Raw genomic sequence first — 11,092 nt, 5'->3', positions numbered from 1 at the left:
CCGGTGGGCCGGGTCCCCCCGGCCCACCGGCACCGGGACGCCCGTCTCCCGAACCTTCGCCACGCGGACCACCCTCGCCGCCCGGCCCGCCCCGCCGACCCGGGAAATTCAGGCCAGCAAAGGGATTGGGTCCGGTTCCGGCCCGAAACGCCTCGATCTCCTTCTGGATCTTCGACTTGATCGGCTTGGAGAAGTTCAGGCCCCAGCGCAGCTGCGACCGCTCGGTCCGGGCGAAATTGATCGGGCGGGAATCGACCCGCAGCAGATTGCCGCCTGCGTCGCGGGTGAAGCGGTCGGGGAAGGCCTCCTCGATCGCGGCGGTCGGCGTCGGGAAGGACGCGATCGGATCGTCGGTGTTGATGCGGTAGTAATTGGCGGTCAGGTTGATATCGCGCTGGCGCCACGGCTTGACGTTCAGGCCCAGCTTCATGACGTGGCGATTGTCCGCGACCAGCGCGGGGTTGCCGCCGGTCACCGCCGTGATCGTGGCGGTGGTGCCACGCACATAGTCGAACAGGCGGACATTGGGCGTGGTGATCGTCGGATTGCCCAGCTGCTGCGCGGTCGGCGCATCCTCCTGATCGGTCCAGGACGCCAGGAACCGCACGCCCTCCAGCGGCGACCAGTTCGCGCCGTAACCGACCGTGGTCAGCGTGCCGAAATCCGACAAGTGATCGGCCCCGGCATTGACGTTCAGCGACAGGTCGCCGATCGCGCCCAGCACCTGGCGGTCGCGGTTGGCGATGGGGAAGTCCAGATTGACCTGGCCGTTGACGATATCGCGCGACACGTCGCCGGTCTGGACGACACCGAAGCGCGTCGAGCTGCTGGAGAAATCGCTGGTCTCGCCACCCAGCTTGACGCTGGCCTGCACGTCACCCGCGGGCAGCGCGAAGACGCGGCCATTGAGCAGCGCATCGACCTCGCCCGAGGAAGAGGTCGACCGCGCGAAATTGCGTGCCGCCAGACCCAGACCGTCGAGCGGACCATAGGGATTGGCGGTCGGATCGTTCGCGTTCAGGCGCGCCTGCAGATCGGCGGTGTTCAGCCCGGTGTCGGTCGCCACCCGGCTTTCGGCGCGGTCGTACGAACCGGTCAGCGACCAGCGCCACTTTCCGATATCGCCGTTGAACACCGTGCCCAGATGCGCGGTGAGCCCGGTATTGTCCTGGACCAGCGGGCCATAGGCGTTGGTCAGGCGCGAAACCGTCGCACCGGTGGCGAAGGGCGAATAGGGATTGCCGACCGGCAATTGCAGATTGGCCGTGGGCAGACCGTTCCAACTGTTGCTCTGCGTCGTCTGCACCTCGGCATTGAACGAGGCGGACACCTTGTCGAAAATGTTGCGCGCATAGACGACGTTCGCATCCCATTGCCGCTGCGCCGATTGCAGGGTGCGATAGGGCGTCACGTCGGTGCTGGTCGCCGGGTTGCCCGCCAGCTGTGCAAGGGACGGCGCGGCGGTCAGGCCGCCGGGCACACCGACCACGCTTGGGCTGGTGCCGGTCAGCGCGGCGAGGCCGGGATCGGCGGTCACGATATTGCCGCCCAGCGACGCATTCGAGGCGGGCGCGATGATGCCGCGCTCCGCCTCGGTCAGGCGCGAGGTTTCGGAATAATCGGTGTGGATGCTCAACCGCTTGTCGCGACGGATCTGCAACCAGTCGAGCTTGCCCTGCCCCATCGCCGAGCCGCCTTGGGTCGGCACCTTGCCGATCGCCTCGGCCGCCAGCGAGCGGAAGCGCGGGCGCAGGACGAAGTTCACCACCTTCTGGTCGGCGCGATAGCCATATTTGAGCGAGACTTCCTCGGGCAGGATGTCGACGCGCAGGATCGCCTCGGTCGGCAGGTCGCGAATTTCCTGGAAGCCCGCGATCCGGCGACCGTTGAGCAGGATCACCGGCGATCCCCCCCGCCCGCTGGTCGTCTGCGGCGCGAGTTCGGTCAGCAGGTCGGAGACGCTCGACACGCCGTAGGCGCGGATATCGGCGGGGCTCAGCTGTTGTTCGGGGGGAATGTCGCCGGGGACCTTGCCGGGTTCGCGGCGCGCGGTGACGACGACATCGCCTTCGTCCGCGCCTTCCTCATCCGCCTCGGGCTGCGGCTCGGCCTGGGCGCGCTGGGGAGCGGGCGGGGTCTGGGCGGCCGCAGCGGCGGGGGTGCCGTCCGTCGTGGTCGCGGCGGGTGTCGGAGCCTGGGACGGCGTGGCCGGCGGGGTCGCCACCTGCGCCTGCGCGATCGCCGGCATCGCACTCGCCAGCATCAAACCCGCCCAACGCCGCATGTCCATCCCTTTTCCCTCTATCCGTGGGTTTGGGCGTTAGGACGCAAATGTCGCACAAATGTGCCGTCGACGGCGACAAATGTCGCGGGAGCCATGCGAGTCGTGGTCCGGTGACCTGCGAGATGCGCCATGGCTCGTTCCCCGGCGAAGGCCGGGGCCCAGCTTCGGCGCAGTCCATGGCGTGCCAAACGACGCGGGGGAGGCATTGGCAATCGACTCGCTTTTGCCTCCCCCGCCATGTTCCGCACCATCTCACCAACTTGGCAACTGGGCCCCGGCCTTCGCCGAGGAACAGATGCGACAGGATTTACCCGGCAAACGCCTTTTCGATCACATAGGCGCCCGGCTGCGCATTCGAGCCTTCGGGGAAGCCCATTTCCTCGAACTTGGCGCCCAGCGACTTGATCATCTCCATGCTGCCGCACATCATGATCCGGTCGGTTTCCGGGTTGAAGCCATGCGCGCTGGGGAGCCCGGCGAACAACCGGCCATCGTCGATCAGCGCGTCGATACGGCCAGTCGTGTGGAACGGCTCGCGCGTGACGGTCGGGATATAGTGGAACTTCTCCTGCGCGACGTCGCCGACCAGGGGATCGTCGGCCAGCTTGCCCGCCAGCTCGTCATGGAAGGCGAGGTCGCTGACCCGGCGGACCGAGTGGACGATGATGACCTCGTCGAACATGTCGTAAATGTCCGGGTCTCGCGCCACCGACAGGAACGGCGCCAGCCCGGTGCCGGTCGACAGCATGAACAGCCGCTTGCCGGGCAGCAGCGCGTCGGCGACCAAGGTGCCGGTCGGCTTGCGGCCCAGATAGATGTTGTCGCCCGGCTGCACCTTTTGCAGCTTGCTGGTCAGCGGGCCGTCCTCGACCTTGATCGACAGGAAATCGAGCTTCTCGTCATAGGAGGGGCTGGCCACCGAATAGGCACGGAGCAGCGGCTTGCCGTTGTCGCCCTGAAGCCCGATCATCACGAACTCGCCCGACCGGAAACGGAAGCTGTCGGGGCGCGACACCGAGAAGGAGAAGAGATGCTCGTTCCAGTGATGGACGCTCTGAACCGTCTCGACGCTCAGCGCCGTGGTCGGGGTCAGTTCGGGCAGGGCAGTATCGGTCGACAAACCTCAAAACTCCTTTGCGCCCCCGCCCGCCAATCATCCGGCGAGGGGGGCGAATACGTCATGTACGAATGAATCGGATGCGCCCTTACCAAGAATAGCGCAGGCTGCCTACAAAGGTCCGCGATGCCCCGTAATAGCAGCCATTGTTGAAGAAACAGCTGGTGATGTGGCGCTTGTCGAACAGGTTGGCGACGTTCGCGTTCAGGCTCAGCCCCTCCATCGCCGGGCTGACCCGGCCGAGATCATAGCCCAGCATCAGATCGGCCAGCCAATAATCGGGCGACTGGAAACGGCGGACCACCGTGCGCCCCGCGGCGACGGTGGTCGCGGTGCCATCCGATTCGCCGACATAGCGCACGCCCGCGCCCAGGCTCAGGCCGCCCAGCGCGCTGCCGACACCCGCCTTGCCCAGATCATAGGACAGGAAGCTCGACGCACTCCATTGCGGCACGCCCAAGGGCCGCGTGCCGGTGACGCCGCTCATCTGGTCGCCGGTGCCGACGACGGGTGTGCCCTGCCGGACATAAGGGTCGTTATAGGTGGCGGCGACGACCACGTCGAAACCGGGGGCCACCGTACCGCGCCCGTCCAGCTCGATCCCGCGGATCGAGACTTCCCCGATCTGCACCTGCGAATTGCTGGGGATATTGCCGGTGCCCGCACGCGGATCGGCGACCGGCACGTTGCGGCGGCGCAGGTCGAAGGCGGACAGGGTGAATAAGGCGGTCGTGCCGCGCGGTTGGTATTTCAGCCCCGCCTCGTACTGGCGGCCCGTGACCGGGATGAAGTTGCTACCGTCCCAGGTGCTGCCCGCCTGCGGCTCGAAGCTCTCGGAATAGCTGACGAAGGGCGAAAGGCCGATCTTCGTCTCGTACAATGCGCCCAGCCGGGTGGTGAATGCCGTCTGGTTCAGCCGCGTCGCCCGGTTGGTCACCCGATTCTGCGTTGTCTGGTTGTACGTGTCCCAGCGCCCGCTGGCGATCAGTTGCAGCCCGCCGATCGCGATCTGGTCCTGCAGATAGACGCCGACCTGATCGCGCTTGGTGTAATTGTGCGTCTGGTTGATCGGGAAACTCGGCAGCGGCACGCCATAGACCGGCGCGAACAGGTCGAGATTGGGGATGTTGAACACCGGGTTCGCGTTCGTACCCGTGTAGAAAGCCTGGTAATTCTCGCCGCGATTATGCTGCCAGTCGACGCCGCCCAATATGGTGTGCTTGACCGGGCCGGTGTCGAGCTTGGCGACCAGATGATTGTCGATCGTGAAGGTCTGGAACGCCTCGTCCGACCCGCCGCCGCCGCGTTGCAGGGTCGAGAGATCGCTATTGGCATTCGCCCCCGTGCCGCGCGTGACATAGCCCGAGCCATAAATCTGTCGGTAATGCAGCCCGATGGCGAGGTAACGCGCGTTGGTGGTCCAGCTCAGCCGGTCGTTCAGGTCGTGGCGGAACAGGATCGTCGCCGATTTTTGCGTCCGGTCGAACGCTTCATAGGCTGGCTCCGACGTGTTGAAATCGACCGGCAGCACGCCGAACGGATTGGGCAGCGCCGAGCCGTAAACCGGCACACCGCTATACGATCCCGATTCGGGATCGCGCTGATAGTTGAGGATCAGGGTCACGCTGGTCGCCTTGTCGGGCGCGAAGGTCAGCATGGGGCGCGCATAATAGCGGCGATTGGCGGTGTTCCGGATGAAGCCGTCCGACTCCTCCGCGCCTGCAATCATGCGGAACAGCCAGCGGTCATTCTCATCGAGCGGCTGGTTCACATCGATGCTGGACCGGAGCAGCGCATAATTGCCCGCCGCCAGCTCGATCCGCCCGCCCGCGCCCGCATAAGGCAGCTTGCTGGTCAGGTTGATGAGCCCGCCGGGCGTGCCCGAGCCATAGGTGACGCCTGCCGGCCCCTTCACCACATCGACCGACTCGACCAGATGGAAGTCGACCTGCGGGCTCGCATAGACGCCGCCCATCAGCCGCATCCCGTCCATGAACATCCCCGGCGTGAAGCCGCGCAGGAACAACTGGTCGTACCGGGTGGCGACATTGCCGCGCTGGTTGGGCGCGACACCCGCGACATAGCCGAGCGCCTGGTTGATCGACTGCGCATTGCGGCGGGTCAGTTCCTCTTGGTCGATGACCGCGATCGTCTGGGGCGTGGCGATCAGCGGAATGTCGGTCTTGGTGCCCGAGGCGGCGGTCTTCTTCTCGCGTTCGCCCTCGACCACGATCTCCTCGTTGCGCAGCCGCTGCTGGTCCTCGTCGGCCGTCACCGGGACATCATGGGGCAGATTCCGCGCCTGGGCAGGCAGCGCCCCGACCAGCATCGCCCCCATGGCACAGGCCGCGAGCAACCCTCCGCGAAAACCGCGCATAATTTTTACCCCTGCTATTGATAGTGACTCTCAAATGCTGCTAGAGGGATGCCATCAACATGACAAGGGGCAAACGGGTGCCATCGGGCCAAGCCATTGACGAACAAGCCGAACGCCGCTGGCGGGCCGGATTCGCCATGGCGTGGCGCTGGGTCACGGCGGTGGTCGGCGGCTATGGATTCGCGGTCGCCAGCGCGATGCTGACCGCTCGCGCCCTGCCGGTGTCCGATGCCACGACGCGGGTCGAGGCGACGGGCTGGCCGATGGTCCTGTCCTTCCTGGTCTATGCTGGCATCGGACTCTGGTCGTTGCACGAAGGACGGCTGGGCCGGGTGAGCGCGGTCGTCTGGGGCGGCGCGCTGGTCATGGCGGCGATCCTGAAGCTGTGGGGCGTGCGTCCGTGAGCGAGGCGTCCGCGACGACGGCGCAGCGCGGCTGGCGGCAGACCATGGCCTGGGCGCATGGCTGGCTGGGGCTGATCGCCGGGTGGATCTTGTTCACCATGTTCCTGACCGGCACCTCGGCCTATTTCCGGCCCGAGATCACCCAGTGGATGCAGCCCGAAATCCGCCCCAGCGCCGCCAGCCCCGCCCAGGCGGCCAGCTCTGCGGTGCGCTATCTGTCGCGGATCGGGGCGGACGACCTGCAATGGTATATCTATCTGCCCGACGAGCGGACCGTCGCGACCCGCGTCTTCCGCATCCCCGCCAAGCCCGATCCGCAGCAGCGGCGTCGCGACGAGCTGGACCTCGATCCGGTCAGCGGCGCGCCTCTGACCGCGCGCGAGACCAAAGGCGGCGAGCATTTCTATCGCTTCCATTTCCAGCTGCAGTTGCCGCACCCCTGGGGCCGCTGGCTGGCGGGGCTGTGCGCCATGGCGATGCTGGGCGCCATCATCTCGGGCGTCATCACCCATAAGCGCATCTTCGCCGACTTCTTCACGCTACGCTGGAACAAGGGGCAGCGCAGCTGGCTGGACGCGCACAATGTCTCGGCGGTGCTCGGCCTGCCTTATCATGCGATGATCACCTATACCGGCCTCATCACGCTGGTGACCATGTACATGCCCTGGCCCGCGCTGATGAACTACGCCCAGCCCGCGAAGTTCGCACAAGCCGCCTATGACATGCCCGACGACGTGTCCGCCAGCGGCGTGCGCCGCCCGCTGGTCGCGATCGCACCGCTGGTCGCGGATGCCGAGCGCAGGCTGGGCGGTGCCGCCACCCGCGTCATCGTCCAGAATCCGGGCGACGCCGCCGCACGCATCGCCATCGCGCAGGGCAAGCGCGGCACGATCAACGCACGGACACCCACAGTCACCTATGAAGGGGCGACCGGCCGCTTCGTCAGCCAGAGCGGCGCGCCGGCCTCGGCGATCGAGACGGCGGGCGTGATGCTGGGCCTGCACCTCGCCACCTTTGCCGGTCCCGCCCTGCGCTGGGCCTATTTCGTCATGGGCCTGACCGGCGCGGCGATGGTCGGCACCGGCCTGCTGCTATGGACCGCCAAGCGCCGCAAGCCGAACGCCGCGCCCTTCTTCGGATTGCGGCTGGCCGAGCGGCTGAACATCGCGGTCATCGCTGCCTTCCCGATCGGCATGGCAACCTATCTGCTCGCCAACCGGCTGATCCCCGCCACGCTGGAGGGGCGCGCCGATATGGAAGTCTCGGCGATGTTCTGGAGCTGGGGCCTGCTCGCCCTGGCGCAGCTCGCGCTGCCCGCGCGCCGTGCCTGGACCATCCTGTTCGCGCTGGCCGCCACCGCCTGGGCCGCGATTCCGGTCGTCGATGCGCTGACCACCTCGCGCTGGCTGGTGCCCGCGCTGCTGGACGGCGACCATCTGTTCGTCGCCTTCGACCTTGCCTGCCTTGCCATCGGGATCGGCTTTGCCGTCGCCGCGCGGATCAGCGCGCGTCCCGCCCCTGCCGCCCCCAAAAGAACCCGCCGATCCCTGGAGCCTGCCCATGCTTGATACGATCGCCCTGTGCCTTGTCGGCTTCTGGCTGCTCGCCGCCGGTTCCTATCGCCATGCCAAGGACGCGGGCACGCTGCACGACGCCAAGCTGCGCCTGGGCCTGAAGCTGCTCGGCGGCGCGATGCTGCTACTGGCCCTGTCGTCCAGCGGAACGGCCATCACCGGCGAGCGGATCGTGCGGATGCTCGGGGCCGCCTCGATCGCGGGCGTCGCACTCAACCTGCTGCTGTCGGTCCGGGCGGGCGCGGCCTTCGCGCCGTTGCGGGCGCTCAACCGGCTTGTGGGTCGAACACGGACCAGCCGGTCCGCTGCACCAGCCGTTCGAGCGCCAGCGTACCAAGCTGCGAATTCCCGCGCGCGTTGAGGCCGGGCGACCAGACGGCAATCGACGCGCGGCCGGGCACGATCGCCAGGATGCCGCCGCCCACCCCCGACTTGCCCGGCAGGCCGACCCGAAAGGCGAACTCGCCTGACCCATCATAATGGCCACAGCTCATCATCAGCGCGTTGATGCGGCGCGCCCGCTGTGGTGACACGACCGAGCGCCCCGTCCCCGGATTGACGCCCCGCGCCATCAGGTATCGCCCGGCCAGCGCCAGCTGCCGACAGCTCATGGCGAGCGCGCAAAAGTGGAAATAGACGCCCAGTACCCGGTCGACGGGGTGATGGAGATTGCCGAACGAGCGCATGTAATGGGCCAGCGCCTGGTTGCGGTGGCCCGTTTCCATCTCGGCTTGCGCGACGGCGGCGTCGATGACGATGTCGTCCTCCCCCGCCAGCGCGCGGACGAAGCGCAGCATCTCGCCGATCGCCTCGCGCGGTTCGTACCCGCCCAGCAGCATATCGGCGACCACGATCGCGCCCGCATTGATGAACGGATTGCGCGGGATGCCGCTTTCGGTTTTCAGCTGGACGATCGAGTTGAACGCGGTCCCCGACGGCTCGCGCCCCACCCGCCGCCATAGCTGGTCGCCGACCGCGCCGAGCGCCAGGGTCAGCGCGAAGACCTTGGAGATGCTCTGGATCGAGAAGCTCTCCTCGGCATCCCCCGCCAGATGGCACTGGCCGTCTGCCTCGACGATGGCAATGCCGAAACGATGCGGGTCGATGCCCGCCAGCGCCGGGATGTAATCGGCCGGTTTGCCTCGGTCGGGGGCCTCGGCCATCTCGGCGGCGATATCGGCGACGATCGCGGACAGGTCCATCGCGCCTTGGTGCCGCGCGGCGTCCGCTTTGTCGAGCCGCCGCGAACCCGTCACAAACCGCCGCTAGGGGACCAGCGCTTCCTCCCCAAGCCCCGCCACGGACCGACATCAGCCTCATGCGCGATAGGGACACCGCCCCGCCCGCTCCCGGATTCTGGACACTCGCCAGCGTCGAGGGGTGGGAGCGTTGTGCCATCCAGGGTGCCAAGTCGCTGCTGACCCTGTTTCTGGTCAACGACCTGCTGGCGCGGGGGAACGGGGTGATCGGGCTGTCCGCGCTGCGCCACATGATTGAGGGGCTGACCGGGGCGCATGGCGACATCGCCTTCGCCTCGCAGCTTTACGGGCTCTACGGCGCGCTGACTTATCTGGTCCTGCCGCTGGGCGGATGGATCGCGGATCGCAGCGGACGGCGACGGCCCGCCATGTATGGCGGCACCGTGCTGATGCTGCTGGGCCTGCTCGCGCTCGCGAGCCGCAGCCTGGCGCTGCCCGGGCTGGCATTGCTGATCGGCGGCATCGGGCTGCTCAAGGGCAATCTGGCCGCCGAAGTCGGTGCGCTCAGGGGCGGTGCAAAGGGCGAGCGGGTCTTCGCCGCCTATCTGGCGTTCCTGAATGGCGGGGCGATGCTGGGGCCGTTGATCGGCGGGTGGCTGGCGCTGGAATATGGCTTCGCCGCCGCCTTCGTCCTTATGGCAGCCGGCATGATCGCGGCGATGCTGACCTTGCGCACCGCGCCGCCGGTGCGAGGGATCGAGACGCCCATGGGCGGTCGGGACGCAAGCGACTGGCCCCGCGCGCTTCTGGCCATCGCGGCGGTGACCCTGTGTTTCTGCGCCTATGAGCAGTTGAACAACATGGTCCTGGTCTGGGCGGAGGAGCGGGTCGACCTGACCATCGGCGGTTTTGTGATTCCGCCCAGTTGGCTGGCGGCGACCGATGGCCTGTTCACCATCGCGCTGGCGCTGCTCGCCTATCGCCTATGGCCCCGTCTCGCGCGCGAGCTGAGCGCACAGCACAAGCTGGCCGCTGGCGGGATCGTGATGGCGCTGGCCTATGGGCTGCTCGCCGGGCTGTCGGGCGGGACGCGGATCGGGCTGGGCGGGCCGCTCTGTGCGGTGTTGCTGTTGTCGCTGGGCGTCGTCCTGTCCTGGCCCTCGGCACTGGCCATCGTCGCGGCTGCCACGCCGCCCTCGCGCCGGGGGATGATGACCGGACTCTTCTATCTCCACGGCTTTGTCGCGCATCTGGTGGTCGGCGAGTTGGGTGCGCTCTATCCCCGCATGGCGCAACCGCAATTTTGGGCGATCCATGCCGGTTTCGGGCTGGCAGGCGCGGGCATCGCGCTATTGATCCCGCGCGCTCAGGCGACGACGACCTCCACCCCGGCCAGCGCCTCGGCATAGGCGGGCGACAGCGGCGCGTCGGTCACCAGCATCGCGACATCGCCCAGGCCCGCCACCTGGATCGTGCCGGGGCGGTCGAACTTGCTCTGGTCGGCGGCGATCAGCGTGCGGCGCGAGCGGGCGATCATCATCCGGCACACCGCCGCCTCGCCCGCATGATAATCGGCAAAGCCATGGTCGAGATTGACCGACTCGACCGACAGGATCGCCAGCGCAGGCGTGAACATGCCCAGATATTCGCGCGCGGTGGCGTCGAACGCGGCGCGATATTCATAATCCATCTCGCCGCCCGCCAGCATGACGCGATTGTCGTTGCGCCCGCCCAGTTCGGCGGCGACCCCCACCGCATTGGTGACGACGGTCAGCCCGTGATGGTCGCGCAGCGCACGCGCGACATAATGGCCGGTGGTGCTGGCATCGAGATAGATGGTCTGCCCCTCGGCCACCACCTGCGCGACGGCGGCGGCGATGCGCTGCTTGGCCTCGGCATGGCGTTGCAGGCGGGTGGCGAAGGAACCCTCGGTCTCGATCTTGGCGATGCGGACCGCGCCATGCGCACGCACGACCACGCCGGACGCCTCCAGCACGCGCAGCTCGCGCCGCACCGTCTCCTCGGACACGTCCAGGGCGGCGGCCAGTTCGCCGATGCCGTGAAAGCCGCCCTCTCCCAGAATCGCCACGATCTCATGCTGGCGGCGCTGGCGTTTCATCATGTCTGGGGACGCTCC

At 67.5% G+C, this 11,092-nt stretch carries 9 protein-coding genes; 4 read left to right on the top strand and 5 right to left on the bottom strand.

All coding sequences use genetic code 11. The annotated features are described in order from the left end of the window. From SB4_RS01385 to SB4_RS01375, 3 genes are all read right to left on the bottom strand, one after another. Nucleotides 1-2,290, bottom strand: a 2,290-nt coding sequence (locus SB4_RS01385; protein ID WP_193753710.1) for a TonB-dependent receptor, incomplete at its 3' end; no start/stop codon positions are given. A 301-nt stretch (nucleotides 2,291-2,591) separates the two neighbouring features. Continuing rightward, on the bottom strand, nucleotides 2,592-3,404 hold the full coding sequence (locus SB4_RS01380) for a ferredoxin--NADP reductase (protein ID WP_058751101.1): 813 nt from the start codon (nucleotides 3,402-3,404) through the stop codon (nucleotides 2,592-2,594). Nucleotides 3,405-3,489: 85 nt separating this feature from the next. Beyond that, nucleotides 3,490-5,778, bottom strand: a complete 2,289-nt coding sequence (locus tag SB4_RS01375; RefSeq protein ID WP_082669885.1) for a TonB-dependent siderophore receptor — start codon at nucleotides 5,776-5,778, stop codon at nucleotides 3,490-3,492. Nucleotides 5,779-5,837: 59 nt separating this feature from the next. Here SB4_RS01375 and SB4_RS01370 point away from each other — a divergent pair, with 59 nt between their 5' ends. The 3 genes from SB4_RS01370 to SB4_RS19365 are packed head-to-tail and all read left to right on the top strand — an operon-like array spanning nucleotide 5,838 to nucleotide 8,117. Continuing rightward, a complete protein-coding gene (locus SB4_RS01370) occupies nucleotides 5,838-6,182 on the top strand; it encodes a hypothetical protein (protein ID WP_153002874.1) in 345 nt (114 codons plus the stop codon). Next, entirely contained in the window at nucleotides 6,179-7,750 is a 1,572-nt protein-coding gene (locus SB4_RS01365; protein WP_058751099.1) for a PepSY-associated TM helix domain-containing protein, read from the top strand. The genes SB4_RS01370 and SB4_RS01365 overlap by 4 nt, the downstream gene beginning before the upstream one ends. Continuing rightward, complete coding sequence (locus SB4_RS19365; RefSeq protein WP_058717628.1) at nucleotides 7,743-8,117, top strand: hypothetical protein; 375 nt, start codon at nucleotides 7,743-7,745, stop codon at nucleotides 8,115-8,117. Before SB4_RS01365 ends, SB4_RS19365 begins: the two co-directional genes overlap by 8 nt. On the opposite strand, the gene SB4_RS01355 is transcribed toward SB4_RS19365, so the two are convergent. Next, nucleotides 8,023-8,958, bottom strand: a complete 936-nt coding sequence (locus SB4_RS01355) for a glutaminase (RefSeq protein WP_058751103.1) — start codon at nucleotides 8,956-8,958, stop codon at nucleotides 8,023-8,025. The genes SB4_RS19365 and SB4_RS01355 overlap by 95 nt on opposite strands. Before the next feature lie 116 nt (nucleotides 8,959-9,074). On the opposite strand from SB4_RS01355, the gene SB4_RS01350 reads away from it, so the two are divergent. Then, nucleotides 9,075-10,364 carry an MFS transporter gene (locus SB4_RS01350; RefSeq protein WP_058751097.1) on the top strand — a complete coding sequence of 430 codons (1,290 nt, stop codon included), beginning with the start codon at nucleotides 9,075-9,077 and terminating at the stop codon, nucleotides 10,362-10,364. Here the strand turns inward: SB4_RS01350 and SB4_RS01345 are convergent. Next, a complete protein-coding gene (locus SB4_RS01345; protein ID WP_058751096.1) occupies nucleotides 10,322-11,077 on the bottom strand; it encodes a DeoR/GlpR family DNA-binding transcription regulator in 756 nt (251 codons plus the stop codon). The two genes, SB4_RS01350 and SB4_RS01345, sit on opposite strands and share 43 nt — an antisense overlap. Between the last annotated feature and the right edge of the window lie 15 nt (nucleotides 11,078-11,092).

The organism is Sphingomonas sanguinis, from assembly GCF_001476905.1.
Lineage (GTDB): Bacteria > Pseudomonadota > Alphaproteobacteria > Sphingomonadales > Sphingomonadaceae > Sphingomonas > Sphingomonas sanguinis_B.
Note: the sequence above shows the minus strand (reverse complement) of the source record. Positions and strands in the feature narration are given on the sequence as shown.

Excerpts from the sequence above, each read along its gene's own strand:
- SB4_RS01350 (WP_058751097.1), top strand. The coding sequence starts at position 9,075 with ATGCGCGATAGGGACACCGCCCCGCCCGCTCCCGGATTCTGGACACTC.
- SB4_RS19365 (WP_058717628.1), top strand. The coding sequence starts at position 7,743 with ATGCTTGATACGATCGCCCTGTGCCTTGTCGGCTTCTGGCTGCTCGCC.
- SB4_RS01375 (WP_082669885.1), bottom strand. The coding sequence starts at position 5,778 with ATGCGCGGTTTTCGCGGAGGGTTGCTCGCGGCCTGTGCCATGGGGGCG.
- SB4_RS01355 (WP_058751103.1), bottom strand. The coding sequence starts at position 8,958 with ATGGACCTGTCCGCGATCGTCGCCGATATCGCCGCCGAGATGGCCGAG.
- SB4_RS01370 (WP_153002874.1), top strand. The coding sequence starts at position 5,838 with ATGACAAGGGGCAAACGGGTGCCATCGGGCCAAGCCATTGACGAACAA.
- SB4_RS01345 (WP_058751096.1), bottom strand. The coding sequence starts at position 11,077 with ATGATGAAACGCCAGCGCCGCCAGCATGAGATCGTGGCGATTCTGGGA.